The following is a 26,604-nucleotide window of genomic DNA, read 5'->3' as shown; positions in this document are numbered from 1 at the left end:
CGGCCACAGCCGAGCGCCAGCGAAGGGTTTCTCATGAGAATTCTGGAAAACGTCAAGATACTGCCGAAGATGGTGGCATTATTGCTTCTGCTAGGTGCCATCACGTTGTTCATCGGCTGGAACGGCGCCAGCCGCATCCGCCAGACCAGCACGGAATATACCTCGCTGGTCGATACGGCGATGCCCAACACGACGCGGATAGCAAGGATCAACGCGCGCATGAACGCGGTGGTGTACGCCGCCTATCGCGGCATCATGTACGATGGTGCGTCGCAAAAGGCTCGCGAAGCGCAGACTGCGATGAAATCCGCCTATGGGTCGGCGCAGACGATGATGGGCGAGATGAAGTCGACCGAACCCACCGTCAGCGGTGAAGTCGATGAAATCGCCGGCAAGGCCGACGCCATATATCGCCTTGCCGAGGACGCGATGAGCCGCGGGCTGGTCAACGACAACGATGCCGCGCGCCGGATCGTCTCGCAGGCGGACCCGCTGATGGCGGCGTTCAGCGCCGACATGCAGAAGCGCACCACCGGCCGCAACGCGGCCGCGTCCAAGCGGGCGCTGACGCTTGCCGAGGCAGGCTCTTCGACCTCGACGACGCTGCTGGTGATGGGCGTGGTCGGCGTGGTCGTCGGCGTCGGCCTGGCGTTCTTCGTGATCCGGTCGGGCATCACTGGTCCGCTGTCGCGGTTGCAGGCGCAGATGGGCGAGATCGCGGGCGGGGATTACGCCAAGGACGTCGCCGGGACGGATCGCGGCGACGAGGTCGGGGCGATGGCCAAGGCGGTGCGGGTGTTCCGCGAGAACGGCATCGCCAAGGAGGCCGCCGACAAGGCGAAGGCGCGCGCGGATGCCGAGCAGAAGGTGGTGGTCGACACGGTGTCGTCGCATCTCGCGCACCTGTCGGACGGCGATCTCACCGCGTCGATCAAGACCGAGTTCCCGGGCGATTACGCGATCCTCAAGACCAACTTCAACGATGCGCTCGACAAGCTGCGCGACCTGATCGCGGCGGTCGGCGAGAGCGCGAATTCGATCCGCACCGGATCGGGCGAGATCGCGCAGGCCTCGGAGGATCTGGCGCGGCGTACCGAGAGCAACGCGGCCAGCCTGGAGGAGACCGCGGCGTCGATCACCCAGATGGACGGCCGGCTGAAGGCATCGGCGGGGGCGGCCAGCCGCACCGTCGAGCGCGCCGACCAGGCGATCGCCACCGTCGGCGGCGGGCGTGCGGTCGCCGACGAGGCGGTACAGGCGATGGGCCGGGTGTCGGACAGCGCCAAGGGCATCGACAGCGTCATCGAAGGGCTCGACAAGATCGCCTTCCAGACCCGGGTGCTGGCGATGAACGCCGCGGTCGAGGCGGGGCGTGCCGGCGATGCCGGGCGCGGCTTCGCGGTGGTCGCCGATCTCGTCTCCGCGCTGGCGATGCGCGCCGAGGAGGAGGCCAAGCGCGCGCGCGACCAGCTGACCGTCACCCAGACCGACATCGTCACCGCGGTCGAGGCGGTGCAGAAGGTCGACGGCGCGCTCGCGGCGATCTCGGGCGACGTCACCCAGGTCCACGAACTGCTCGCGACGATGGCCGCGGACAACCAGGCGCAGTCGGCGGCGATCACCCAGATCTCGGCCGCGGTCGGGACGATGGACCAGTCCACCCAGCAGAACGCCGCGATGGTCGAGGAGACCTCCGCTGCCGCCCGCAACCTGGTCAGCGAGGTCACCAGCCTCAGCGACCAGGCCAGCCGCTTCAACACCGGCACGCAAGCCGGCGCGACGCGCCCGCCCGCCAAGACCGCCAAGGCCGCCTCCTTCGCCAAGGCGTCGGGCTACAGCTCCCCGATCAAGCCCCTCCCCGCCGCCGCCGTCGCCGCGCTGACCCCGGCAAGCGCCGACGACTGGAAGGACTTCTGAGGAGCGCGAGAGAATAGCGGAGAGCTCACCGACCTCGGGCTGCAAACTCACTCCGTCATCCCGGACCCTTCGACTTCGCTCAGGAGAGCCTTGTTCCGGGATCCACTGTACCGCACGGGCATAAGCCATAATTTTGCGGAACGGTGGACCCCGAACGAGTCCGGGGTGACAAATGAATTTGGCGAATCCGGCGACTTTCGCAGAGGTCTCGCCTTGGCGGGAGCATAAGGAGTGCGGGAGGGGGCATACAAATCGGCGGAGCGATACCCGCCGTCCGCCTCACCGGCAGAAGCGCACCAGGGCGCTAGCGGTGTCGTAGCCGGTCCGATGTCGAGCTGGCCATCGGCGCGCTGATCGTCGCCATCACCAAATACGAGCCGCAGCACCGAAGTGGCGGCCACGATCGTTGTCGATGTGGAAACTGGAGCGGGCGAAGGGATTCGAACCCTCGACCCCAACCTTGGCAAGGTTGTGCTCTACCCCTGAGCTACGCCCGCTCTGGCGCCATGCCCGGAAGAAATCCTCCGGGCGGGTGGAGGCGGGGCCACTAGCACCCGCCTTCATGGGCTGCAACCCTCCCGCGAACAGATTCATGCTTGGCGACTCACCAAGAAGAACATTACAAGAACGATATGCACGAGTCGTCCGCCCTGATCACGCGTTTGCGCAGCGTCGCCGCCGGTGGCGTTGCCGCGCAGACCGATGTGCGGCCCCCCTCGGCGTGGCTGGAGCAGGGGTTCGTGCCGGCGCAGCTCCATGAACTTTATGCCTGCGATCAGGGCGATGCGGCAAGCGGCGCGGGTTTCGCGATCGCGCTGGCACTGGCGGCGGGGGCCTTGCCGCTGGTGTGGATCCGCACCGAAGCCTGTGAGCGGCAGGCGGGCAGGCTGCATGCGACGGGGCTGGCCGAGCTCGGCCTGGATGCGGATCGGATCGTGGTCGTCGTGGTCGCCGACGAGGCCGCGGCGTTGCGCGCGGCGGCGGATGCGGCGCGCTGCACCGGGCTCGGCACGCTGCTGATCGAGGCATGGGGGCGCGCGCCGGGGATCGACCTGACCGCGACGCGGCGGCTGATGCTGGCCGCGGAAACGTCGGGGGTGACGGTGCTGTCGCTCAGGGTCGGCGCCGAACCGACGCCGAGTGCCGCGGCGAGCCGCTGGGGGGTGGCGTCGGTCGCGTCCAGCGCGCTCGAGGCGGGCGCGCCGGGGCTGCCCGCCTTCGACATCGAATTGCTGCGCCGGCGCGGGGGCCCGCCGGGCGCCCGCTGGCGCGTGGAGTGGAATCGTGATGCCAAGTGTTTCGTCCCCCTCGCAGGCGCCGACCGCGCGTCGCTACCTGGCGCTGGTCTTCCCCTGGCTCCCGGTCGAGCGGTTGCGCGCCACCCGGCCGCATTTGTTCGTCGGGCAGGATGAGGCGCCGATCGCGTTCACGACCAGCGTCGGCAATGCGGTGCGGCTCGCCGCGGTCGATCTCGCGGCTGCGCGACTCGGCCTGCAGGTCGGGCTGACGCTGGCCGATGCGCGGGCGCGGGTGCCAGAGCTGGAGGTGCATCCGCAGGACGACCATGCCGATCTCGACTGGCTGGAGCGGCTCGCCGACGGCTGCGTCCGCTACACGCCGTCGGTGGCGCTCGATCCGCCCAACGGGCTGGTGCTCGACATCGCGGGATGCGTGCACGCGTTCGAGGGCGAGCGCCCGCTTGCCGCTGACGTCGAGGCGCGGCTGGCGCGGCGCGGGGTGCTGGTGCGCCACGCGTTCGGCGACACGCCCGAAGTGGCATGCGCGCTGGCGCGGTTCGCGGGTGCGCCTGCGCCGGACGAGAAGCGCGCGGTGCGCCGGTTGCCGGTCGCGGCACTCGGGCTCGACGAGGATGCGACCGGGGCGCTCGCGCGCGCCGGGCTGAAGACCGTCGGCGACGTCATGACGCGGTCGCTGGCGACGATCGCGGCACGGTTCGGCGAGGCGGCGGCGACCGCGGTCAGGCGGCTGAACGGCGAGGTGCATCGGCCGATCGCGCCGCGGGTGTCGATGGCGCCGATCGCGGTCGAGCGGCGCTTCGCCGAGCCGATCGCGCGCACCGACTATGCGCTGGAGGTGATCGCCGCGCTGGCCGACGACGCGGCGCGGCAGCTCGGCGAGCGGCATCAGGGCGGACGGCGGTGGGAGGTGCGGCTGTTCCGTGCCGACGGGCAGGTGCAGCGTTTGCGGGTCGAGACAGGACAGCCGACCCGCGACACCGCGCTGCTGATGCGGCTGTTCCGCGAACGGATCGATGCGCTGGCCGATCCGCTCGATCCCGGCTTCGGCTACGACCTGATCCGGCTCGACATCGCGCTCGCCGAGACGCTGGGCGCGTCGCAGCTGAAGCTTGAGGGTGGCAAGCTGGTCCAGGGCAGCGCCGAGGATGCGGGCATGGCCGAGCTGGTCGACCGGCTGTCGACCCGGTTGGGGCGCGAGCGGGTCCGCCGGTTCGCACCGCGCGACAGCCACATCCCCGAACAGGCCGAGTTGATGCTGCCCGCCGCGGCGCCGCCGCGGGTCGGCAACTGGCCGGTGCCGGCGGCGGGCGAACCGCCGCTCCGGCCGATCTATCTGTTCGATCCCCCGCAGCGCATCGAACAGGTGATGCACGAGGTGCCCGACGGCCCGCCCCGGCGGTTCCGCTGGCGGCGCACGGTGCACGAGGTCGCGCGCGCGGAGGGGCCGGAGCGGATCGCGGGCGAATGGTGGCGGCGCCACGACGCGACGATCCCGACCCGCGACTATTACCGGATCGAGGATCGCCGCGGCCGACGGCTGTGGATCTTCCGCCACGGCCTCTATGCCGAGCAGGACGACCCGGCCTGGTACGTCCACGGGCTGTTCGCGTGACTGGGGTCGTCGCGTGACCAGGGTAGCGCAAGATGTGTCTCCGCGAAGGCGGGGACCCAGTACTGGGCTCCCTCCTTCGCGAGACCTCTGCGAAACTCGTCGAATTCGCCAAACCAATTCGTCACCCCGGACTCGTTCCGGGGTCCACCGTCCCGCAAAAACAAAGGCTTATGCCCGTGCGGAACAGTGGATCCCGGAACGAGTCCGGGATGACGGAGTTGGTTTTCAGAGGTCTCGCCTTCGCCAGAGCACAATTGGCGGCTCGATGATCATCGCTGCCGTGATCGGTCGCCTCGCCGACGCCGCGCCATGACCGACTTCACCGAACTGGTGGCGGCGAGCAATTATTCGTGTCTCCACGGCGCGTCGCATCCGTCGGACATGGTCGCGCAGGCGGTGGCGCTGGGGCTGGGCGGGATCGGCATCGCCGACCGGAACACCGTCGCTGGGGTCGTCCGCGCGCACGATGCGCTCAAGAAGGCGCGGCTGGGGCTGCTCGGGCTCGATCTGCCGCCGATCGACTTCCGGCTGGTGGTGGGCGCACGGCTGGTGTTCACCGACGGGACGCCCGACATCGTCGCCTATCCCACCACGCGGTTCGGCTGGGGAAGGCTGACCCGGCTGCTCACGCTCGGCAACCGGCGCGCGGTGAAGGGCGGGTGCATCCTGGGGCTGGGCGATCTCGAACGCCATGCCGAGGACCTGCTGCTGATCGCACTGCCCGATGCGAGCGGCAACGATCCGGAGCCCGCTGGCGATGCGATCCTGCCGCCGATGCGCGCCGATCCGGGGCTGGCCGCCACGCTGTCGGCGCTGGTCGCTGTGGCACCGGGGCGGGTGTGGGTCGGTGCGACGATGCCGCACAACGGCAGCGACGCGCGCCGGCTCGCCGGGCTGGCGCGGACCGCTGCCGGCGCGGGCGTGCCGCTGCTCGCGACCTGCGACGCGCTCTACGCCGCTGCCGACAATCGCCAGCTCCACGACATCGTCACCTGCATCCGCACCGGCAGCACGATCCACAAGGCCGGGCGTATCCTTGCCGCCAATGCCGAGCGACACCTGAAGCCACCCGAGGAGATGGCGCGGCTGTTCGCGGCGCAGCCCGATGCGGTCGCGCAGAGCCGCGTGATCCTCGATCGCATCGCGTTCACGCTCGACGACTTGCGCTACGAATATCCGCACGAACCGGTTCCGGCCGGGTGGGAGGCACAGGACTGGCTCGAACATCTCGCCTGGCAGCATGCGATCGAGCGCTGCGACGGCTATGTTCCCGACAAGATGATCGCGCAGCTGCACGAGGAGTTCGCGCTCATCCGCGAGCGCAACTACGCGCATTATTTCCTGACCGTCCACGACATCGTCCGCTTCGCGCGATCGGTCGAGCCGCCGATCCTCTGCCAGGGCCGTGGTTCGGCGGCGAACTCGGTAGTCTGCTACGTGCTCGGCATCACCTCGGTCGATCCGATGCGCCACGACCTGCTATTCTCGCGCTTCGTGTCCGCCGAACGCGACGAGCCCCCCGATATCGACGTCGATTTCGAACATGAGCGCCGCGAGGAGGTGATGCAGTACATCTACCGTCGCTACAGCCGCCACCGGGCGGCGATCGCGGCGACGGTGATCCATTACCGTCCGCGCAGCACGGTGCGCGAGATCGGCAAGGCGCTCGGCCTGACCGAGGACATCACCCAGCGGCTGACCAGCACGGTATGGGGCAGCTTCTCCAACCGGTTCGAGGAGAAGCGCTTCCGCGAGACCGGCTTCGATCCGGACAATCCCGAGATCGTGAGACTGGCCGACCTGGTCAACCAGCTGCTCGAATTCCCGCGGCATCTGTCGCAGCATGTCGGCGGCTATGTGCTGACCCAGGACCGGCTCGACGAGACCGTGCCGATCCACAACGGTGCGATGAAGGACCGCACCTTCATCGAATGGGACAAGGACGATATCGACGTGCTCGGCCTGATGAAGGTCGATATCCTCGCGCTCGGCATGCTGACCTGCATCCGCAAGGCGTTCGACCTGATGCGCGATCACGGGTTGGGCGATCACGCGCTGGAGACGATCGCCAACGACGAACATCCCGCGGTCTACGACATGCTCTGCAAGGGCGACAGCATCGGCGTGTTCCAGGTCGAGAGCCGCGCGCAGATCAACATGCTGCCGCGGTTGAAGCCGCGCAAACTCTACGATCTGGTCGTCCAGGTCGCGATCGTGCGGCCGGGGCCGATCGAGGGCGACATGGTCCATCCCTATCTGCGCCGCCGCGCGGGCAAGGAGCCGGTCGAGTTCCCGTCGCCATCGCGGCTGCACGGACCCCCCGACGAATTGCGCCAGTTGCTCGGCGACACCTACGGCGTGCCGCTGTTCCAGGAACAGGCGATGAAGCTCGCGATCGTCGCCGCCAAGTTCACGCCCGAGGAAGCCAATCAGCTGCGCCGCGCGATGGCGACGTTCCGCCATGTCGGCGCGATGGACAATTTCGAGGCCAAGCTGGTCGCGGGGATGACCAGGCGCGGCTACGACGCGGAGTTCGCGCTGCGCTGCTACCGGCAGATCGAGGGGTTCGGCAGCTATGGCTTTCCCGAGAGTCACGCGCTGTCGTTCGCGCGGCTGGTCTATGTGTCGTCGTGGATCAAATGCTTCCAGCCAGCGGTGTTCGCCTGCGCGATCCTCAATTCGCAGCCGATGGGTTTCTACGCGCCGGCGCAGCTGGTGCGCGATGCGGCCGAACACGACGTCTGTATTCTGCCGGTCGATGTGAACCACAGCGATTGGGACAACAGCCTCGAATCCTCCCCGGCACGGGGAGGGGAACCGTTCGCCGCAGGCGAAGGGTGGAGGGGGGGATCCCCAGGCGGTGCGTTCGTGGAGAGCCCCCTCCACCATGCTTCGCATGGTCCCACTCCCCGTGCCGCGGAGGAATTCGCGCTACGGATCGGATTTCGGCAGATCGACGGGTTCCGCGAGGAATGGGCAAAACGCCTCGTCGCGGCGCGGACCCACCCGTTCGTGTCGATCGAGGATCTCGCCACCCGCGCGACGCTGCCGTCGCGTGCGCTCAACCTGCTAGCCGATGCCGATGCGTTCCGTTCGATCGCCAAGGACCGGCGCGACGCTGCGTGGGAAGTGCGCCGGACCCCGCCCAAGCAGTTGCCGCTGTTCGCGGCGGCGGCGGCACCCGAGCTCGGGCAGGAACCCGACGCGAAGCTGCCGGCGATGCCGATGTCGGAACAGGTCGCCGCGGATTATCAGGTGCTGCGGCTGTCGCTGAAGGATCATCCGATGACCTTCCTTCGCCCGATCTTCCGTCTCGAGGGAATCATGTCCAGCGCGGAGGCGGCGCGGGCGAAGGACGGCAGCCGTGCCAGGGTCGCCGGGATCGTGCTGGTCCGCCAGCGTCCCGGCAAGGGCAACGCGATCTTCGTCACGATCGAGGACGAGACCGGCATCACCAACGGCTTGATCTGGGCGCGCGATTTCGAGGCCAACCGCCGCGACGTCATGGCCGCGCGGCTGATGGTGCTCGACGGCGTGATCCAGCGCAGCGAGGAGGGAGTCACCCATCTGATCGCCAACCGGGTGCGCGATCGCAGCGACGAGCTGTCGCGGCTGTCGTCCGATCACGTCACGGTACCGCCGCTCGCGCATGGCGACGAGGTGGTGCATCCGCAGCCCAACCGCGATCCGCTCGCCGGCCCGCGCCGCGAACACCGCGCCGCGCATCCGCGCGACGTTCGGGTAATGCCGAAGTCGCGGGACTTTCATTAGCCCGCGTGCTCCCCCAAATAGGGGTGACGCAAGCACGGGAGCAATCATTGGCCACGCTAGGTATGTCGCCTGCCGAAAAGGAAGCCGTCGAGACATTCCGTCGCGACGTCGTCGAACCGTCGATGACCAACTTGGTGATCATCGATTTCTGGGCCGAATGGTGCGGGCCCTGCAAGGCATTGTCGCCGACGCTGGAAAAGATCGCCGCGGACTATGCCGACAAGGGCGTGGTGCTCGCCAAGATCGATACCGACAAGAACCAGTTCATCGCCGCGCAATTCCAGATCAAGTCGATCCCGACGGTCTATGCGATGTTCCAGGGACAGCTGGTCGCCGACATGACCAGCGCACGCACCGAATCGGCGCTGCGGGTAATCCTCGACCAGTTGCTGAAGCAGCTGCCGATCCAGTCTGAGGCGGCGAGCGCCGAGGCCGAGCTGGAGCCGCTGATCGCGATGGGCGAGGAGGTGCTCGCCGGCGGCGACGCCGAGCGCGCGCTGGCGATCTTCGATCAGCTCGTGGAGATGGCCCCCGAACACCCCGCCGTCGTCTCGGGACGGATCCGCGCGCTCGTCGCGGGCGGAAAGGTCGACGAGGCCGAGGCGATGATCGCGGCCCTGCCCGACGCGCTCGCCAAGGATCCCGCGGTCGAGCGCGCCAAATCGGCGCTCGCGCTCGCGCAGTCGGCACCGCCGGTCGACGACCTGTCGCCGCTGATCGCCGCGGTCGAGGCGGCGCCCGACGATCTCGACGCGCGCTTCACGCTCGCCAACGGCCAGGTCGCGAACGGCGATCGTGACGCCGCCGCCGACACGCTGCTCCACATCATCCAGGTCGATCGTACCTGGAACGAGGGTGCGGCACGCCAGCAGCTGCTGAAGCTGTTCGAGGTGGTCGGGCTCGAGGATCCCTGGGTGTCGGCGCAGCGCCGGCGTCTATCGGCGATCCTGTTCGGATGACCGTCACCCGCCTCTCGATCTTCCCGCTGCCGGGTGCGTTGCTGTTCCCCGGCATGCACCTGCCGCTCCACATCTTCGAGCCGCGCTACCGGGCCATGGTGTCGGACGCGATGGCGCGCGATCGGCGGATCGGGATGATCCAGCCGTCGGGCGACGGCGACAGGCCGTCGCTCTACGCGATCGGCTGCGTCGGCCGGATCGCCGAGGTGGAGGCGCTCGACGACGGCCGCTACAACCTGATCCTGGAGGGATTGTCGCTGTTCCGCGTGATCCGCGAGCTCGACGTCGCCACCGCGTTCCGCCAGGTCGAGGCGGAGCTGTTGCCGGTGACGAGCGGCGAGACGCTATCGCTCGGGCGGCGATCGTCGCTGGAGCTCGAATCGCGCCGCTTCGCGGATGCGCAGGGCTATGCGGTCGATTGGGACGCGGTCGGCCGGCTCGACGACGAGAGCCTGGTCAACGGCATCGCGCAGATCGCGCCGTTCGACACCGCGGCGAAGCAGGCGTTGCTCGAAGCGACCGATATCGAGACGCGGGCCGAGCTGACGATCCAGCTGATGCAGTTCTTCGGCCGCCACGACGGCGAGGAGCGGGTGACGCTGCAATGAGCGGTGCGGCGCCCGGGATCGATCCGTGGCTGCTCGAACGCCTCGTCTGCCCGGCGACGCGCACCCCGCTTCGCTACGACGAGGCGGCGCAAGAGCTGGTGTCCGACGCGGCGGGCGTGGCGTATCCGGTGCGTGACGGGGTGCCGGTGTTGCTGATCGAGGCGGCGCGGACGATTGGGTGACCGCCCTAGCAGCGCCCCGATGCGCTCGCTAGGAGCCGGTCATGACCGACGATCTCCGCTCCGCCGCTCTCGATGCCAAGGTCTGGCCGTTCGAGGAAGCCCGCAAGCTGCTGAAGCGCTATCCCGACGGCAAGCCCGGTGGCGCCCCGGTGCTGTTCGAGACCGGCTATGGTCCTTCTGGGCTGCCGCATATCGGCACCTTCAACGAAGTACTGCGCACGACGATGGTCCGCAACGCGTTCCACACGCTGTCGGACCAGCCGACCCGGCTGATCGCGTTTTCGGACGATATGGATGGGCTACGCAAGGTGCCCGACAACATGCCGAACGGTGCGATGCTCGCGGAATATCTCGGCAAGCCGCTGACCAAGGTGCCCGACCCGTTCGGCACGCACGACAGCTTCGCCGCCCACAACAACGCGCTGCTCCGCGACTTCCTCGATCGCTACGGCTTCGATTATGAGTTCGTGTCATCGACCGATCACTATACCGGCGGGGTGTTCGACGAGGCGCTGAAGGGCGTGCTGCGCGCGTTTCAGGGGATCCAGGACGTCATGCTGCCGACGCTGCGTGCCGAACGCCGCGCGACCTATTCGCCGGTGCTGCCGATCAGTCCCATGACGGGCATCGTGCTGCAGGTGCCGGTCGAGGTGATCGATGCCGAGGCCGGGACGATCGCCTTCACCGACGAGAATGGCGAACGGGTGGTGCAGTCCGCGCTCGGCGGGCTCGCCAAGCTGCAGTGGAAGGTCGACTGGGCAATGCGCTGGGTCGCGCTCGGGGTCGATTACGAGATGGCGGGCAAGGACCTGATCGATTCGGTCGTCCAGTCGTCGAAGATCGCGCGGGTACTCGGCGGGCGCCCGCCCGAGGGGTTCAACTACGAGATGTTCCTCGACGAGAAGGGCGAAAAGATCTCCAAGTCGAAGGGCAACGGCCTGACGATCGACCAATGGCTCACCTATGGCCCCGACGAGAGCCTCGCCTTCTACATCTACCGCGAGCCCAAGAAGGCCAAGTCGCTGCATCTCGGGCTGATCCCGCGCGCGATCGACGATTATTGGCAGTTCCGCGGCAATTATCCCGACCAGCCGATTGCGCAGAAGCTCGGCAACCCAGTGCATCACGTCCATGACGGCAAGGTCCCGACAGCGACGTTGCCGGTGACGTTCGGGTTGCTGCTCAATCTGGTCGGGGTGATGGGCGAAGCGACCAAGGAGCAGGTCTGGGGCTATCTCGCCAACTATGTGCCCGACGCGTCGCCGGATCGCGATCCCGAGCTCGACCGGCTGATCGGCTACGCCCTCGCCTATGCGCGCGATTTCGTGGTGCCGACGCTGGTCAGGCGCGCGCCCGAGGGCGTGGAGGTGGCCGCCCTCGAACGTCTCGACGCCGATCTCGCCGCGCTGCCCGACGGCGCGAGCGCGGAGGACATCCAGAACATCGTCTACGAAATCGGCAAGACCGGCGGCTTCGCGGAGCTGCGCGACTGGTTCAAGGCGCTGTACGAGACGCTGCTGGGTTCGTCGCAGGGCCCGCGGATGGGGAGCTTCATCGCGCTTTACGGGGTGGCGAACACACGGCGGCTGATCGCGGACGCGCTGGCGCGGGTGGGCGGGTAGGTCGCAAGATCCGTCCCGCCCTACGCATTCTACCTGCTCCCGCTCGAACCCGACCATCTTAACGGGAACGACCACCTCGTCCACCCGTTGTTGCTGCACTGCAACATCAGGAAACAGCTATTGGCTCGTCGAGAAGCCCCGGTCGGGCTCGTCCATCTTGCGCTCGCGGTCGGCGGGTTCGCGATCGGCACTACCGAATTCGCGGCGATGAGCCTCGAACCCGATCTGGCGCGTGGGCTCGGGGTGTCGGCGCCGATGGTCGGGCATCTGATCAGCGCCTATGCGCTGGGCGTGGTTATCGGTGCGCCGACGATCGCGGTGCTTGCCGCGCGGCTGTCGCGCCGTACCCTGCTGATCGCGCTGATGCTGGTGTTCGCAGTCGGCAACGGCCTGTCTGGACTGGCGCCGGACTATCGCTGGATGTTCGCCTTCCGCTTTCTCGCCGGGCTGCCGCACGGCGCCTATTTCGGCATCGCCGCTCTGGTGGCGGCGTCGCTGGTGCCGACCGAGAAGCGGACCATGGCGGTCGGGCGGGTGCTGCTCGGGCTGACCGTCGCGACGATCGTCGGGGTGCCGGTCGCGACCTGGCTGGGGCAGGTCGCGAGCTGGCGCTGGGTGTTCGGGATCGTCGCGCTGCTCGCCCTGCTGACCGCGGCGCTGGTGGCGGCGTTCGCCCCCGCCGACGAGCCGGACGTCGCCGCGAGCCCCTTGCGCGAACTCACCGCCTTGGCGCGACCGCAGGTCTGGCTGACGCTCGCGACCGGCGCGATCGGCTTCGGCGGGCTGTTTGCGGTCTATACCTATCTCGCCTCCACCCTCGCCGAGGTCACGGGCGTTACCGGCGCGACCATACCGCTGGTGCTCGCGGCGTTCGGGGCAGGGATGACGCTCGGCAACCTGCTGGTGCCGCGTTTTGCCGATCGCGCGCTGATGCCGACCGCGGGCGCGCTGCTGGTGTGGATGGCGGTAGCGCTCGCGCTCTATCCGCTGGCGGCGGGCAACGTCTGGACGATGACGCTCGACGTCTTCGCGATCGGGTTCGGCGGGGCGCTCGGCACCGTGCTGCAGACCCGGTTGATGGACGTCGCGGGCGATGCGCAGGGGCTTGCCGCCTCGCTGAACCATAGCGCGTTCAACACCGCCAATGCACTCGGGCCGTGGCTCGGCGGTATGGCGATCTCGGCCGGCTATGGCTGGACCTCGACCGGCTATGTCGGCGTCGCGCTGGCCTTGAGCGGGCTGGCGATCTGGGCGGTGTCGGTTGCGGTCGACCGCCCAGCGCTTGTCCTTCGGCCGGCGGCGGCTACACGGGGCGGGTGACCCAAGCGAAGCTTCGCCGCGAACGCCCATCGGCGCTGCGTGATTTCCTCGCGAGCGAGGCGCTCGGCGGCGTCGTCCTGATCGTCGCTGCGGTGCTGGCGCTGATCGCCGCCAACAGCCCCGCGGCCAGCGCCTATTTCGCGCTGCTCCATCTCGAGACCGGCCCAGTGCTGGCGCCGGAACTTGGACCGATGACGGTGCACCTATGGGTCAATGACGGCTTGATGGCGGTGTTCTTCCTGCTCGTCGGGCTGGAGATCAAGCGCGAGTTCGTCGATGGCGAACTCGCGACATGGAGTCGCCGGCGCCTGCCGGTGATCGCTGCGGTCGCTGGCATGGCCGCACCCGCGCTAGTCTATCTGGCAGTCGCGGGCGACGACCCGGGCCTGCATAGGGGATGGGCGATTCCCGCGGCGACCGATATCGCGTTCGCGATCGGGGTGCTGGCGCTGCTCGGCCCGCGGGTGCCGTCCTCGCTCAAGCTGCTGTTGACCACGGTCGCGATCGTCGACGACATGGGTGCGGTCGCGATCATCGCGCTCGCTTATACCGCGGCGATCCACTTGCCTGCCCTGCTGGGCGCGGCCGGATTGTTGCTGCTGCTATACATCTGCAACCGCCGCGGGATCACCGCCTTGTGGGTGTATCTGATCGGGTTCGCCGTCCTGTGGCTGCTGGTGCTGATGTCGGGCGTCCATGCAACGATCGCGGGTGTGCTCGCGGCGATGGTGGTGCCGATCCGGCGATCGCCCGGCGCGCCCGATCATATCGATTCGCCACTCCACCGGCTCGAACATGCGCTGCACCCCTGGGTCGCCTATGCGATCGTGCCGCTGTTCGGCTTCGTCAACGCCGGCGTGTCGTTCGCGGGCACCGGCATCGCGACGTTGACCGAGCCGCTGGTGCTCGCGATCGCGCTTGGTCTGTTCGTCGGCAAGCAGGTCGGGATCTTCGGCGCGATCTGGGTGGCGTGCCGCACCGGGCTAGCGCGCATGCCCGCCGGCGTGACGTGGCGACAGCTCTACGGCATGGCGCTGGTCGCCGGGATCGGTTTCACGATGAGCCTGTTCATCGGCGGCCTTGCTTTTCCCGACCGCCCCGACCTGATCGATGCGGTCAAGATCGGCGTGCTCGGCGGATCGATCCTCTCCGCGATTGCGGGCGCGATCCTGCTCGCACGCAAGCCGGTGCCGCGCTGACTTGACGGAGCCGGCCGCGCGGCCGAACCATTGCAGGTCAAGCGGCGATTGACGGATAGCGGATGACGATTTCCCACGAACAACGATTGCGCGATCTGGCACGGGCGCTCGGGCTGGCCTGGCACGAGGGATCGTTCGGGTCGTTCGAAGGCGAGCGGCGCGAGGAATATGCGCGGATGATCGTCGCGTCGCAGATCCTGGCGGACGAGAGCCGCCGCTCGCTCGGCCTGTGGATCGACGCGTCCCGGCGGGCGGGGATGAGCTGGGTCGATATCGGCGCACTGCTGGGGATCAGCAAACAGGCCGCGCAACAGCGCTTCGGCGGTCAACGCGACGATGCCGAGCCGCCCGCGGAGGCGATCGTCGTCAAGCTCGGCACCACGCCGCTGACCGAAGCCCAGATCCTGGCGCAACAGGGCGCGGCCGGACGCGAGCTGATCGAGATCGGCACCTTCCGCCTGGTGTTCCGCGCGAGCGGCACCGCATGGGACTATCTGCGCAGCGTCCGCCCGCTGACGGCGGACCGGCTGGAGAACGAAGGATGGCAAGCGGCAGGGCGTTGGTTCGTGTTCCACTATTACAAGCGGCAGGCAGGCGGCTGACGGCTGACGGCTGACGGCTTACCGCGCCGACACCGCGAGCGCATCCGCGGGCGTCTCGTCGCCCAGGCTCGCCGCGACCTTTTCGACCGCATCCATCACTCGCAGAATGTTGCCGCTGGCGAGCTTGGCGAGATCCGCGTCGCTCCAGCCGCGCCGGGCCAGTTCGGCGAACAGCGCGGGGTAGCCGTCGACGCCCTTCATCCCGATCGGTCCGGTGCCGTTGATGCCGTCATAATCGCCGCCGACCCCGACATGATCGTGGCCGGCGACGCGCGCGACGTGGTCGACATGATCAGCGACCTCGACCGCCGTCACCCGCGGTTCGAAATGCGCCGCCTCCCATGCGATCAGCGGCGCCGGCACCCGCGCGCCATAGACGTTGGCCGGCACCCCCGCGCCCGCCGCATAGGCGGTGCGCGCCGCGTCCCAGGCGCGCCAGGCGTTGGACACGAAGGCGGGGTAGAAGTTGACCATCACCACCCCGCCATTGGCGCCGATTGCGGCGAGCAGGTCGTCGGGTATGTTGCGCGGCGCAACTGTCACCGCGCGCGCCCCCGAATGCGACGCGATCACCGGCGCGCGCGACACCGCGAGCGCATCGCGCATCGTGCTGTCGGCGACGTGGCTGACGTCGACGATCATGCCGATCCGGTTCATCTCGGCGACCACCCGCTTGCCGAACGCATCGAGCCCGTCGGCGCGGGGTGCGTCGGTCGAGCTGTCCGCCCAGTCGAGGCTCTTGCCGTGGGTCAGCGTCATGTACGACACGCCGAGCGCCCGATATTGACGCAGCACCGATAGCCGCCCGTCGATCTGGTGACCGCCCTCCACCCCGATCAACGACGCGATCCGCCCCGCGCGCTCGACCCGGCGCACATCGTCCGCAGACGCCGCGAAGCCGAGCGCGCCCGGGTTGGCCGCGATCATCCGCCGGACGATGTCGATCTGCTCCAGCGTCAGTTCGACCGCGCGCGCACCCTGCGTGTCGGCGGGGATCCACACCGACCAGAACTGCCCGCCGACATGCCCTTTGCGCAACCGCGGAATGTCGGTCTGGAGCGGGCTCGGCAGCGCAGCGGTGTCCTTGCCGAGATCGACCGCCTCGACCGCGCCCTTCTGGGTATCGCGGATCTCCCAGGCCAGATCGTTATGCCCGTCGATGACCGGGTTCTGCGCGAGCACGCGCTCGATCCGCGCGGTCAGCTTGGCGTCGGTCTGCGCGGTCGCGGGGGCGGCGAGCAGCGCCAGGGCGGCGAGGGGGCGGCGGAGATGGTTCATCGGGGCAATCGAGCAGAGTTTGGCGGCGCGGAACAGCCCCTGTCGCGGTTTGATCGCGCTTCCGTTTCCTGTTCGTTCCGCTAAGACGTCGCCGGTGACCGCGCCGCTCCTCCATCCTGCGCTGCATGCCAGCCATGGCGGCATCTGGCTCGCGACCGCCGAGGAGACTCGCCAGATCGGGCGCAGCGAGGCGATTCGGATCGCCGCCGACACCCCGGTGCTGCTGCTCAACGCGCCGCTGATCGGGCAGCGGCTCGGCTATGCCGAGCTGTCGGGCCTGGACCTGCTCGAGCTGTTCGCGTTCCTGCATCCGGCGCGGTTCGCGGTGCCGACACCGAAGGGCCTGGCGCGCGCGGTCGACCTGTCGCCGCCCGAGCGCGACGAAGATGTCGCCGCGTTCCTGCGCGAGGCGGCGGCGGCGCTGATCGCGGTGCCCGACGGCGACTGGGCGGAGCGCGAGGGGGCGTGGGCGGCGGCGCAATCGCTCGCGCGGCTGCGCTGGCCTTGGGCGCAGGTGGTCGCGGGATCGATCCGCAAGCCGCCGACCGACGAGCGCTGGCTGTTCTCGAAACTGCCCGAATGGGACGAGCACGCGCCGCGCCCGGCACCACGGACCGTGGCCGTCGAGCCCGGCGAGGCGGAGGCGCGGCTGATCGACCTGACCGGCGAGGGCGCGGAGGAACGGCTCGGCCAGCGCGCCTATGCGGCGGCGGCGAGTGCGGCGTTCGCGCCGCGTGCGGTGCGCGATTCTCCCAACCTGGTGCTGGCGGAGGCGGGGACCGGAATCGGCAAGACGCTGGGCTATCTCGCGCCCGCCGCGATCTGGTCCGAGCGCGCGGGCGGCGCGGTGTGGATCTCGACCTATACCAAGGCGCTGCAACGCCAGCTCGGCCGCGAGACCGCGCGGCTCTACCCCGACGAACGGATCCGAAAGGAACGCGTCGTCACCCGCAAGGGCCGCGAGAACTATCTCTGCCTGCTCAATCTGGAGGATGCGCTGCAGGGCGGCTTCCAGGGTCGCGCGGCAGTGCTCGCGCATCTGGTCGCGCGGTGGGCGGCGTTCAGCGTCGATGGCGACATGGTCGGGGGCGACCTGCCCGGCTGGCTGCCGACGCTGTTCCGGCGCAACGGCCCCGCCGCGCTGACCGATCGCCGCGGCGAATGCGTCTATGCGGGATGTCCACATTACCGGAAGTGCTTCATCGAGCGCGCTGCCCGCGCCTCCGCCGATGCGGATATCGTCGTCGCCAATCATGCGCTGGTGATGGTCAACGCGGCGCGCGGGCGCGAGGTGGCGACCCGCCCGACCCGCTATATCTTCGACGAGGGGCATCACCTGTTCGACGCCGCCGATTCGATGTTCGCGGCGGCGCTGACCGGGCAGGAGACGATCGAGCTGCGCCGCTGGATCCTGGGCCCGGAAAGCGGTGGCCGCGGGCGGCGGCGCGGGCTGCAGGCACGGCTGTCGGACGTCGCCAGCTATGACGAGGCCGGGGGTATCGCGATCCAGGACGCGATCGAGGCGGCGCGGCACCTGGCGAGCGACGGCTGGTTGCAGCGACTGGCGGAGGGCCAGCCCTTCGGTCCGATCGAGGCGCTGCTCGCGGCGGTGCGCGGGCTGACCTATGCGCGCGCCGAACAGCCGGGCGATGCCGGCTATGGGCTCGAGACCGAGCTGGCCGAACCGACGGCCGAGCTGATCGAGGCCGCTGCCCCCGCCGCCGCCGCGCTCGACGCGCTGGTCCGGCCGCTGGTGACGCTCGGCCGGCGGCTGGAGGCGGTGCTCGCCGAGGCGCCCGACTGGATGGATGCCGCGGCGCGCGCTCGGGTCGAGGGCGCGATCGCCTCGATCGGCTGGCGTGCGGAAACGGTGGCGGCGTGGCTGTCGCTGCTCGCGCGGGTCGGCGGGCCGGTCGATGCTGATTTCGTCGATTGGCTCGCAGTCGATCGGGTCGAGGGGCGCGAATATGATGTCGGGCTTCACCGCCACTGGCTCGATCCGACCCGGCCGTTCGCGGAGATCGTGCTGAAGCCGGCGCACGGCGCGCTGGTCACTTCCGCGACGCTCACCGGCGGCGGCGACTGGGACACCGCGGAGGCGCGGGTCGGGGCGCCGCATCTCGCCCGCGCGGCGGCCCGGTTCGAGGCGCCGAGCCCGTTCGATTACGCCAACCAGGCCGAGGTGCTGATCGTCACCGACGTCAAGCGCGGCGACATCGGCAGCCTCGCCAACGCCTATGCGCGGCTGATCGTCGCGGCGGGCGGCGGGACGCTCGGGCTGTTCACCGCGATCCGCCGGCTGCGCGGGGTGCACGGCCGGATCGCGGACCGGCTGGCGCGCGAGGGGCTGCCGCTCCACGCGCAGCACGTCGATCCGATCGACACCGGCACGCTGGTCGACATCTTCCGCGACGATGCGGGATCGTCGCTGCTCGGCACCGATGCGCTGCGCGACGGGGTCGACGTCGCAGGCGATTCGCTGCGGCTGGTGGTGATGGAGGGCGTGCCTTGGCCCAAGCCGACCGTGCTCCACGCCGCGCGACGGCTGGCGGGGGGCGGCAGCGCCTATGACGATCGACTGGTCCGCGCGCGGCTGGCACAGGCGTTCGGGCGGCTGATCCGGCGCGCCGACGATCGCGGCGCGTTCGTGATGCTGTCGGCGGCGATGCCGTCGCGCTTGCTGGCGGCGTTCCCACCCGGTGTCGGGATCGCGCGGGTGACGCTGGACGAGGCGGTGGCGCGGGTGCGCGCGCGGCTCGGCCCGCTGCATGGGCCGACCCTTCCCATCACCCCGACTCTGGGGCATGAGGCGGCTCTCGACGCCTGACGGAGACACCGGTTGAAGACGCTGACGCTGCTGCGCCACGCCAAGTCCGGCTGGAACGATCCCGTCACGCGCGATTTCGATCGTCCGCTCAACCCGAAGGGCCGGCGTGCCGCAACGATGATCGGCCGACACCTGCGCAGCCTCGACGTCGCGTTCGACCATGTCGTCGCCTCGCCCGCGATCCGGGTGGTCGAGACGCTGGGCGAGGTCGCTACCGGCTATGGCCGTGCACTCGATGCGGTGTGGGACCGGCGCATCTATCTGGCGTCGTCGGTGACGCTGCTCGACGTGGTGCGCGAGCTGCCGGCGGCGGCGACCCGCGTGCTGCTGGTCGGGCATAATCCGGGGCTGGAGGATCTGGTGCTCCAGCTCGTCCCCGATTCGCAGGATCGGCTGCGCGACGCGGTGGAGGCGAAATACCCGACCGCGAGCGTTGCCGAACTCGGGCTCGCGATCGACGATTGGGCGAAGGCTGGGCCCGCGGGCGCGACGCTCGCCCGCTTCATCCGCCCGCGCGATCTCGATCCGAGCCTAGGGCCGGACGACGACTGATCTAGCGCTGGAGCTTCGCCTTCAGCGCCTCGGTGAGTGCGTTGAACGGCACCACTTCCTCCTCGCCGATCACCCCGGCCGCCTTCAGCGCCGCCGCCGCGCCGGGACCACGCGGGAAGGGATCGAGCGCCAGTGCCATCGTCTCCGCTGCGGCCTCGCCGAGGTCGATGACGCCGTTCTCGATCTCCACGGTGTCGAGTGCGCCCTCGTCGAGCTCGACCTCCTCGCCCAGATCGAGCGCCTCGACGAAGCGCAGCGCGACCGGCTCGTCGATCGTGACCGCGAGCGGCTCGTCGGTGACCGAGCAAGCCTGCACCACCGCCGCGGCGACGCTGCCCGTCACGGTGATCCCGCCCCCCTCCCGACGCACGGTCAACTGCGCATCGAGCCGGTCGATCGCGACCAGATCGAAGCGCCGCGCCAATGCCGCACGCTCGGCCTCGTCGGCGCCGATCTCGATCGCGCGGGCGCGGTCGCCGATCGTGTCGACCCGCTCGGGGCGGCTGAATTCGGGTGTCACGGCAGCTCCCCCGCGATCAGCCGGTCGAGCGGCGTCGTCGCCAATGCCGTGCGGAACGACGTCAAGCCGGCATCGACATGCGCGAGCGCGTCGGGGGCGGGCGCCGCGCCGCGATAGAGGTTGCGGACCAGCGCGGGGGAGAGGTCCCCCGCCGCGATCGCGCTGCGATAGGCGCCGAGCCGGCCGCCGAGCATGCTCATCATCTTGCCGATATGCTTGCCGACGATGATGTCGCCGATGCCGAGCTGGCGGAGCTGCCCGTCCATGTCGTCGACGAATCGTTCGGTGAGGCGTGCGTTGGTCTCGGCCGCGGCAGGATCGGTCTCGAGCCGCAGCAGCACCATCGTCAGCACCGCGGCGATCATGTCGAAGCGCCCGTCGACGGTGTCGGGCACCGCGCCCTCGCGATACCAATGCGGCGCGCGGCCGCGCGCAACCACCGCGTTGTAGAGCGGCAACGCCTCGTCCTGGCGCTGCCCCAACAACCTGCCAAACCAACCCAATGAACGGTCCTTATCCGCGCCGAAGCTTGATGCCCGCGCTCTCCTCGCATATCGACACGATCGCCGGACGATGCAATCGGCCGATCGGCGCCGCGCGCCGCTGGAGATAGTGATGAGCGTATATCTTGCCCGCAAGCGCCTGACGGCCATCGTCGGGCTGGCCCTGATCATGGCCGGCTGCGCGCCGCTGAAGTCGCATCAGGGCTATATCGTCGATGCCGATCTGGTGAACACCGTGCAGCCGGGCGTCGACAACCGCCAGTCGGTGCTCCAGGTACTCGGAAAGCCGACCTTCGCCAGCCAGTTCGACCAGGGCGACTGGTATTATATCGCGCGCGACAGCCGCAATTACGCGTTCAACGATCCGAAGGCGCGTGCGCAGATCACGCTCAAGATCAGCTTCGACAGCGCCGGCAACGTCGCCTCGATCAGCCGCAGCGGCGTCGATCAGGTCGCGAGCATCGACATGTACGGCAAGACCACGCCGACGCTCGGCAAGAAGCGCGGTTTCTTCGAGGATCTGTTCGGCGGCATCGGCACGGTCGGCGCGGCCGGCGGCGGGCAGGGCGGCCCCGGCGGCGGCGGCGGGCAGCGCGATACGCCGTAAACGTTTCTTCGAAAATTGGCGAAAGTGCCAATTTCAGGCGGTGCCGGCCCGCTCCCCCTCCCGGCCACCCATCAGGATACCGTGTGGGTGGCCGGGAGGGGGAGTATCGGGTCGGCCATGCCCCCGGCATTGCCTGAACGGCGCGGGGCGCCGTTCACCCGATACTGGCCGGCACCGCCGAAATGCGCTTTCAGCGCATTTTCAAACAGATGCCAAGCGCCGCGCGCTGAGGCTTGCTCCAAGCTGACCGACCCATTCGCGCGGCGTTCAGGCACCGGGTGCGAGATCGGCGCCCCCGGACGGCACGTCGTCGTCCGCCAAGATGGAGGCCGATCATGCGAAAACTGATCACCCTGGCACTGCTCGCCGCGACCGCGATGCCCGTAGCGGCGGGCGCGCAATCCAACGCCGAGCTGCGCCGCGACCGCCGCGACGTTCGCCAAGAGCAGCGCGAACTCGACCGCGCCTATGACCGCGGCGACCGGCGGGACATCCGCGAACAGCGCCAGGACGTCCGCGAGGCGCGGCAGGAGTTCCGCGAGGATCGCCGCGATCGTGATCGTCGCTGGGGCGACAACGACTGGCGCGACTATCGTGGGCAGAACCGCAACCTCTATGCCCGCGGCAATTGGCGCGCGCCGTTCCGGTACAACAGCTTCCGCGACGGCGCCCGGATCGCGCCGAATTATTATGGCCGCGGCTATTGGATCAACGATCCCTGGCGCTATCGCCTGCCGCGCACCGTCGGCTACCAGCGCTGGGTGCGGCATTATGACGACGTGCTGCTCGTCGACACGCGCCGCGGCTATGTCGTCCGCGTGATCCGCAACTTCTACCGCTGAGATCGCGGCGTCCCAGCCGGGCGAGAGCCTCGCCCCGCCCGGTTTGGCCGCGCCGTGTGCTACGCAGCGGCGCGGCCGTGCCGTGCTTGGACCGGCACTGATCCCGAAAGGGGAAAAGGGATCGGGGCGGCAACGCGCGATCGACCCGATGGTTCTCGGCTGGTCGCGACAAAAACTATTATCGAAAAACTCGCGCCGGAACAGTGCCTGATCGGGACTGCGTCCGGCGCGCCTACGTATCTCTCCGAAGTATTCAAGGCGCGCCCGACGTGGCAGCAACCGCCGCGGGCGGGGGCTGGGCGATGGTGGCGCAAGCGCTGTGGGTGGTCGATCACGTCGCGCACGAGTCGATGCTGTTTGCCGGCCTCGGGCTGCTGATCGGCGGTATCGACGATCTGCTGGTCGACCTTTGCTTCATCGGGGGTTGGTTCGCGCGCTGGCGAACTCCGGAACCGACCTTGGCGACGCTGCCGCCGCCGAGTGAGCCCGGTCGGCTGATCGTCTTCGTGCCTGCATGGGATGAGGAGGCGGTGATCGGCCGGATGCTCCGCGCCGCGCTCGATCGCTACGATCATCACGATTACGCGATCTATGTCGGTGCCTATCCCAACGATCCGGGCACGATCGCCGCCGCGAACGCGATCGCGCGGACGGATACGCGGGTGCGACTGGTCGTCGGCCACGCCGACGGGCCCACGACCAAGGCCGATTGTCTCAACAATCTTTGGGAAGCGCTGATCGCCGACGAAAAAGAGGCGGGGTTCCGCACCAAGGCGATCGTGCTTCACGATGCCGAGGACGTGGTCCACCCCGCCGAGTTGCGCGTCGTCGATTCGTTGATCGAGGGGCGCACGGTGATCCAGATGCCGGTGCTGCCGCTGATCGCGCCGGGATCGCGGCTGGTATCGGGCCATTATGCCAACGAGTTCGCCGAGGCGCATGGCAAGCAGCTGATCGTCCGCGTCGCGCTCGGCGCGGCGATGCCGCTCGCGGGGACCGGCTGCGGGATCGCGCGCGCGACCCTGGCGCGCATCGCCGCGGAGCGCGGCGGGCGGCCGTTCGACGCGGCGAGCCTGACCGAGGATTACGAGCTCGGCCTGCGGATCGCGGAGCAGCCCGGCCGGGCGCTGTTCGCGCGGGTTCGCGAACGCGACAAGGGGCCGTTGGTCGCGGTTCGCGCCTATTTTCCATCCACGCTGCAGGCCGCCGCGCGTCAGAAGGCCCGCTGGATGACGGGCATCGCACTCGCGGGGTGGGATCGGACCGGCTGGGGGCGGGTGCTCGCGATCGCCGATCATTGGATGCGGATGCGCGATCGGCGCGCGCCGCTCGCGGTGATCGCCGTCGCCGCCGCCTATGTCGCGACGCTCGCCTGGCTGGTGCGCGGCTTGCTGCACTGGGCAAGCGACGTGCCGCTGCACGCGAACCGGATCGAGCAGGCGCTGATCGGCGCCAACGCGTCGCTGCTGGTATGGCGGCTCGGCTGGCGAATGGGCTGCACCGGCCGAACCTATGGGTGGCGCGAGTCGCTGTGGTCGGTGCCGCGTTTCTTTGTCGGCAACGTCGTCGCGTTGATGGCGACACCACGGGCGATCCGCCGCTACGTCGCGATGCTGTCGGGCGCGGCGCCGGTGTGGGACAAGACGCGCCACGACTTCCCGGCGATCGATCCTTGAGAGCGGGCCGGCCGATCAGGTTCCTGGCGATCGCGATCAGCGGGTGGACCGCTGGGCGGGCGGTGATGCTGTGGCCCGTGGCGCAGCTTGTCGAGGCGGTGGCGCCGCGGATGTCGGCCACGCCTGCTGCAGCGCTGATGGCGCGCGTCCTAGCGGCGGATCAGCCGACCATGATCCGCCGCCGGACCAAATCATCCGCCGCCTTCCGCCGACCGTTACCCGATCAGATCGCTGCCGATCCGGTAGCTACCGCGGTCACGGATGAACCGAGCGACGAGCCGCCGCCGCTCGCCGAGCCGACGGTCATCGTGCCGTTCGTGCCGATACCGTCGGGGCGAGCGGTGCAGCGCCTCTCCGCCAGCGCCTGGCTGATCGCGCGCCCGGGCCAGGGCGAGCCGAGCGCGGGGGGCCTGCTCGGCGGCTCGCAGCTCGGAATGCGGGGCACCTTCATGCTCGACCGCGCTCACCGGATCGCCTTGGCCGCGCGGCTTTCCGCACCGCTGTCGGGCAGGGGCCGGGAGGCAGCGGTCGGGGTCGATTGGCAGCCATTGCCCGCGCCGGTGCACCTCGTCGCCGAACGCCGCCTTTCGCTCGACGGCGGGCGCGGTGGCGCCGCGCTGTTCGTCATCGGCGGCTTCGGACCACGGCGGATCGCGTCGCAAGTGAGCGCCGAAGCCTATGCGCAGGCCGGCGCGATTGCCCGCGATGGGATCGAGCGGTTCGCCGACGGGGCGGCGCGCGTGTCCTACGATCTCGGCAGCGTCGGCGGTGTCGACATGGACGCAGGCGCGGGTGCCTGGGGCGGAGCGCAACGCGGCGCGGCGCGGCTGGATCTCGGTCCTTCCCTGGGCATGCGCCTGCCGATCGGCGGACCGGCGATCCGCCTGACGCTCGACTGGCGGCAGCGGATCGCGGGCGCGGCGCGGCCGGGGTCGGGCCCGGCGCTGTCGATCGGCAGCGGCTTCTAGCCGCGCGCGCGCCGACGCGTTAACGCAGCCATGTGGACCTGTACCTTCCCATCGCCAACCTGTCGGTCAACGCGATCGTGATCGTGCTGCTGGGCGGCGGCGTCGGGCTGTTGTCGGGCATGTTCGGGGTCGGTGGCGGCTTTCTCACCACGCCGCTGCTGATCGTCTACGGCATCCCGCCGACGGTCGCGGCGGCCTCGTCGGCGAGCCAGGTCACCGGTGCCAGCGTGTCGGGCGTGTTCGCGCATTTCAGGCGCGCCGGCGTCGACGTGAAGATGGGCGGCGTGCTGGTCGCGGGCGGGATCCTCGGCGCGTTCTTCGGCGCTTGGCTGTTCCGCCTGCTCCAGCAGAGCGGGCAGATCGATACCGTGATCGCGATCGTCTATGTGCTGATGCTCGGATCGATCGGCGGGTTGATGGCGCAGGAATCGGCGCGCGCGATCCTGTCTGGGCGGAGCGGCGGTCGCGCGCGGAAGCGACGCCACCACCCGCTGGTCGCGGCGCTGCCGCTGCGGACACGTTTCTACGCCTCGGGACTCTACATCTCCCCGCTTGCCCCGCTCTTACTCGGCTTCTCGACCGGAATCCTGACGATGCTGCTCGGGATCGGTGGCGGCTTCATCCTCGTGCCTGCGATGATCTACCTGCTCGGCATGTCGACCAACGTCGTGGTCGGCACATCGCTGTTCCAGACCCTGTTCGTCACCGCGGTAGCGACGATGGTCCACGCGACCACCACCAAGGCGGTCGACATCGTCCTCGCCGGGCTGCTGCTGATCGGGTCCGTGGTCGGCGCGCAGGTCGGCGCGCGGCTCGCGACCAAAGTGAAGCCCGAATATCTCCGCCTGCTGCTCGCGGTGATGGTGCTGCTGGTCGGCGGGCGGATCCTGCTCGGGCTGGTCTGGCGGCCGGCGGAGCTGTTCTCGGTCGAGCTGTCGTGAGGCATTGGGTCGTCCTCGCCGCGCCGCTGCTGATGGCACAGGCCAAACCGGTGCTGGTGCCCGACGTTTCCCAGCGCAACATCGAGATCGCGTACAGCTTCACCGGCGCCGAGCTGCTGCTGTTCGGCGCGATCCTCTATCCCGGCGGCAAGCTGCCGCAGGGCGAGAAGCCGACCGAGATCGTCGTGGTCGTGAAGGGCCCGACCCAGTCGATCCGCGTCCGCGAGAAGGAAAAGGTCGCGGGCATCTGGGTCAACGCGTCGCAGTTGCGCTACCAGTCCGCGCCGTCCTTCTATGCGATCGCATCGTCGCACCCGGTGAAGGGGCTGGTCGATGCGCGGACCCGGGCGATCTACGAATTGGGGCTCGACAGCCTGCAATTGTCGCCGTCGTCGAACGCCGATTCGAGCGTGCAGCGGCGGTTCTCGAATGGCCTGGTCGATCTCAAGCGGCGAGCGGGCCTCTATTACGAGGCGCCGGGCGCGGTCGAGATCACCGACGGCGTGCTGTACCGCGCCCGGCTGGTTATCCCCGCGCGCGTGCCGGTGGGGCGGTTCACCGCGGAGACCTTCCTGATCCGCGACGGGCGGGTACTGGCCGCGGCGGTGCGCGACATCGACATCCGCAAATCCGGCTTCGAACGCTTCGTCGCGCGCGCCGCGGACCGCGCCTCGATCCGTTACGGGCTGACCGCGGTGGCGCTGTCGGTGCTGCTGGGGTGGACCGCGGGCTGGGTCGCGCGGCGGATTTGACCCTAAACTCCTCCCCCGCAAGGGGGAGGTGGCAGCCGGAGGCTGACGGAGGGGGAGGTGACTCAAGACCACGCTCGCGGCACCGCC

General features: G+C 69.4%; 22 protein-coding genes and 1 tRNA gene. 19 read left to right on the top strand and 4 right to left on the bottom strand.

Features of this window, described 5'->3' with window-relative positions; translation table 11 throughout:
- Window positions 1-33: 33 nt before the first annotated feature.
- Window positions 34-1,917 carry a methyl-accepting chemotaxis protein gene (locus ACT009_RS10885; protein WP_445191107.1) on the top strand — a complete coding sequence of 628 codons (1,884 nt, stop codon included), beginning with the start codon at window positions 34-36 and terminating at the stop codon, window positions 1,915-1,917.
- 422 nt (window positions 1,918-2,339) lie between these two features.
- On the opposite strand, the gene ACT009_RS10880 is transcribed toward ACT009_RS10885, so the two are convergent.
- A tRNA-Gly gene (locus ACT009_RS10880) sits at window positions 2,340-2,414 on the bottom strand.
- 135 nt (window positions 2,415-2,549) lie between these two features.
- Here ACT009_RS10880 and ACT009_RS10875 point away from each other — a divergent pair.
- The 10 genes from ACT009_RS10875 (at window position 2,550) to ACT009_RS10830 (ending at window position 15,051) form a co-directional block, all read left to right on the top strand.
- Window positions 2,550-3,329: a hypothetical protein gene (locus ACT009_RS10875; protein WP_445191106.1), complete on the top strand. Its 780-nt coding sequence runs from the start codon at window positions 2,550-2,552 to the stop codon at window positions 3,327-3,329.
- Window positions 3,289-4,788 (top strand): DinB/UmuC family translesion DNA polymerase, encoded by a 1,500-nt coding sequence (locus tag ACT009_RS10870; RefSeq protein WP_445194065.1) that lies wholly within the window; start codon window positions 3,289-3,291, stop codon window positions 4,786-4,788. Before ACT009_RS10875 ends, ACT009_RS10870 begins: the two co-directional genes overlap by 41 nt.
- A gap of 309 nt (window positions 4,789-5,097) precedes the next feature.
- Window positions 5,098-8,559, top strand: a complete 3,462-nt coding sequence (locus ACT009_RS10865; protein WP_445191105.1) for an error-prone DNA polymerase — start codon at window positions 5,098-5,100, stop codon at window positions 8,557-8,559.
- 62 nt (window positions 8,560-8,621) lie between these two features.
- Window positions 8,622-9,518 (top strand): tetratricopeptide repeat protein, encoded by an 897-nt coding sequence (locus ACT009_RS10860; RefSeq protein ID WP_445194064.1) that lies wholly within the window; start codon window positions 8,622-8,624, stop codon window positions 9,516-9,518.
- A complete protein-coding gene (locus tag ACT009_RS10855) occupies window positions 9,515-10,126 on the top strand; it encodes an LON peptidase substrate-binding domain-containing protein (protein ID WP_445191104.1) in 612 nt (203 codons plus the stop codon). Before ACT009_RS10860 ends, ACT009_RS10855 begins: the two co-directional genes overlap by 4 nt.
- Complete coding sequence (locus ACT009_RS10850) at window positions 10,123-10,308, top strand: Trm112 family protein (protein WP_445191103.1); 186 nt, start codon at window positions 10,123-10,125, stop codon at window positions 10,306-10,308. Before ACT009_RS10855 ends, ACT009_RS10850 begins: the two co-directional genes overlap by 4 nt.
- A 41-nt stretch (window positions 10,309-10,349) precedes the next feature.
- The gene (locus ACT009_RS10845; RefSeq protein ID WP_445191102.1) at window positions 10,350-11,930 is read left to right on the top strand and encodes a lysine--tRNA ligase; all 1,581 of its coding nucleotides are present in this window, start codon (window positions 10,350-10,352) and stop codon (window positions 11,928-11,930) included.
- Between the two features lie 120 nt (window positions 11,931-12,050).
- Window positions 12,051-13,250 carry an MFS transporter gene (locus ACT009_RS10840; protein WP_445191101.1) on the top strand — a complete coding sequence of 400 codons (1,200 nt, stop codon included), beginning with the start codon at window positions 12,051-12,053 and terminating at the stop codon, window positions 13,248-13,250.
- Window positions 13,247-14,449, top strand: coding sequence for a Na+/H+ antiporter NhaA (gene nhaA, locus ACT009_RS10835; protein ID WP_445191100.1), 1,203 nt, complete (start codon window positions 13,247-13,249; stop codon window positions 14,447-14,449). The genes ACT009_RS10840 and nhaA overlap by 4 nt, the downstream gene beginning before the upstream one ends.
- 62 nt (window positions 14,450-14,511) lie before the next feature.
- The gene (locus ACT009_RS10830) at window positions 14,512-15,051 is read left to right on the top strand and encodes a hypothetical protein (protein ID WP_445191099.1); all 540 of its coding nucleotides are present in this window, start codon (window positions 14,512-14,514) and stop codon (window positions 15,049-15,051) included.
- 18 nt (window positions 15,052-15,069) lie between these two features.
- Here the strand turns inward: ACT009_RS10830 and ACT009_RS10825 are convergent, their stop codons facing one another.
- A complete protein-coding gene (locus tag ACT009_RS10825) occupies window positions 15,070-16,329 on the bottom strand; it encodes a dipeptidase (protein WP_445191098.1) in 1,260 nt (419 codons plus the stop codon).
- 94 nt (window positions 16,330-16,423) lie between these two features.
- Here ACT009_RS10825 and ACT009_RS10820 point away from each other — a divergent pair, with 94 nt between their 5' ends.
- Complete coding sequence (locus ACT009_RS10820) at window positions 16,424-19,156, top strand: ATP-dependent DNA helicase (RefSeq protein WP_445191097.1); 2,733 nt, start codon at window positions 16,424-16,426, stop codon at window positions 19,154-19,156.
- A gap of 12 nt (window positions 19,157-19,168) precedes the next feature.
- Window positions 19,169-19,708 (top strand): SixA phosphatase family protein, encoded by a 540-nt coding sequence (locus ACT009_RS10815; protein WP_445191096.1) that lies wholly within the window; start codon window positions 19,169-19,171, stop codon window positions 19,706-19,708.
- A 1-nt stretch (window position 19,709) separates the two neighbouring features.
- On the opposite strand, the gene ACT009_RS10810 is transcribed toward ACT009_RS10815, so the two are convergent.
- Together ACT009_RS10810 and ACT009_RS10805 are read right to left on the bottom strand one after the other, a co-directional pair.
- Entirely contained in the window at window positions 19,710-20,228 is a 519-nt protein-coding gene (locus ACT009_RS10810; protein ID WP_445191095.1) for a YceD family protein, read from the bottom strand.
- Window positions 20,225-20,731, bottom strand: coding sequence for a ubiquinol-cytochrome C chaperone family protein (locus ACT009_RS10805; protein WP_445191094.1), 507 nt, complete (start codon window positions 20,729-20,731; stop codon window positions 20,225-20,227). Before ACT009_RS10805 ends, ACT009_RS10810 begins: the two co-directional genes overlap by 4 nt.
- Before the next feature lie 112 nt (window positions 20,732-20,843).
- On the opposite strand from ACT009_RS10805, the gene ACT009_RS10800 reads away from it, so the two are divergent.
- The 6 genes from ACT009_RS10800 to ACT009_RS10775 all read left to right on the top strand — a co-directional run bounded on the left by ACT009_RS10800 (window position 20,844) and on the right by ACT009_RS10775 (window position 26,517).
- Window positions 20,844-21,338 (top strand): outer membrane protein assembly factor BamE, encoded by a 495-nt coding sequence (locus tag ACT009_RS10800; RefSeq protein WP_445191093.1) that lies wholly within the window; start codon window positions 20,844-20,846, stop codon window positions 21,336-21,338.
- 335 nt (window positions 21,339-21,673) lie between these two features.
- Window positions 21,674-22,180, top strand: coding sequence for an RcnB family protein (locus ACT009_RS10795; RefSeq protein WP_445191092.1), 507 nt, complete (start codon window positions 21,674-21,676; stop codon window positions 22,178-22,180).
- 269 nt (window positions 22,181-22,449) lie between these two features.
- Window positions 22,450-23,856: a glycosyl transferase family protein gene (locus ACT009_RS10790; protein ID WP_445191091.1), complete on the top strand. Its 1,407-nt coding sequence runs from the start codon at window positions 22,450-22,452 to the stop codon at window positions 23,854-23,856.
- On the top strand, window positions 23,853-24,824 hold the full coding sequence (locus ACT009_RS10785; RefSeq protein ID WP_445191090.1) for a hypothetical protein: 972 nt from the start codon (window positions 23,853-23,855) through the stop codon (window positions 24,822-24,824). The genes ACT009_RS10790 and ACT009_RS10785 overlap by 4 nt, the downstream gene beginning before the upstream one ends.
- Window positions 24,825-24,856: 32 nt before the next feature.
- The gene (locus ACT009_RS10780) at window positions 24,857-25,765 is read left to right on the top strand and encodes a sulfite exporter TauE/SafE family protein (RefSeq protein ID WP_445191089.1); all 909 of its coding nucleotides are present in this window, start codon (window positions 24,857-24,859) and stop codon (window positions 25,763-25,765) included.
- Between the two features lie 32 nt (window positions 25,766-25,797).
- Window positions 25,798-26,517, top strand: a complete 720-nt coding sequence (locus ACT009_RS10775; RefSeq protein ID WP_445194063.1) for a TIGR02186 family protein — start codon at window positions 25,798-25,800, stop codon at window positions 26,515-26,517.
- The last annotated feature ends 87 nt before the right edge of the window (window positions 26,518-26,604 follow it).

It is taken from the genome of Sphingomonas sp. Tas61C01 (genome assembly GCF_052567495.1).
The sequence above is the reverse complement of the archived record's forward strand: the minus strand, read 5'-3'. Positions and strand labels throughout refer to the sequence as shown.

Bases quoted from the DNA above. Each gene is read 5' to 3' on its own strand.
- ACT009_RS10875 (WP_445191106.1), top strand. From the start codon at position 2,550: ATGCACGAGTCGTCCGCCCTGATCACGCGTTTGCGCAGCGTCGCCGCC.
- ACT009_RS10830 (WP_445191099.1), top strand. From the start codon at position 14,512: ATGACGATTTCCCACGAACAACGATTGCGCGATCTGGCACGGGCGCTC.
- ACT009_RS10885 (WP_445191107.1), top strand. From the start codon at position 34: ATGAGAATTCTGGAAAACGTCAAGATACTGCCGAAGATGGTGGCATTA.
- ACT009_RS10855 (WP_445191104.1), top strand. From the start codon at position 9,515: ATGACCGTCACCCGCCTCTCGATCTTCCCGCTGCCGGGTGCGTTGCTG.
- ACT009_RS10850 (WP_445191103.1), top strand. From the start codon at position 10,123: ATGAGCGGTGCGGCGCCCGGGATCGATCCGTGGCTGCTCGAACGCCTC.
- ACT009_RS10800 (WP_445191093.1), top strand. From the start codon at position 20,844: ATGAGCGTATATCTTGCCCGCAAGCGCCTGACGGCCATCGTCGGGCTG.
- ACT009_RS10795 (WP_445191092.1), top strand. From the start codon at position 21,674: ATGCGAAAACTGATCACCCTGGCACTGCTCGCCGCGACCGCGATGCCC.
- ACT009_RS10825 (WP_445191098.1), bottom strand. From the start codon at position 16,329: ATGAACCATCTCCGCCGCCCCCTCGCCGCCCTGGCGCTGCTCGCCGCC.
- ACT009_RS10865 (WP_445191105.1), top strand. From the start codon at position 5,098: ATGACCGACTTCACCGAACTGGTGGCGGCGAGCAATTATTCGTGTCTC.
- ACT009_RS10775 (WP_445194063.1), top strand. From the start codon at position 25,798: ATGGCACAGGCCAAACCGGTGCTGGTGCCCGACGTTTCCCAGCGCAAC.
- ACT009_RS10860 (WP_445194064.1), top strand. From the start codon at position 8,622: ATGTCGCCTGCCGAAAAGGAAGCCGTCGAGACATTCCGTCGCGACGTC.
- ACT009_RS10845 (WP_445191102.1), top strand. From the start codon at position 10,350: ATGACCGACGATCTCCGCTCCGCCGCTCTCGATGCCAAGGTCTGGCCG.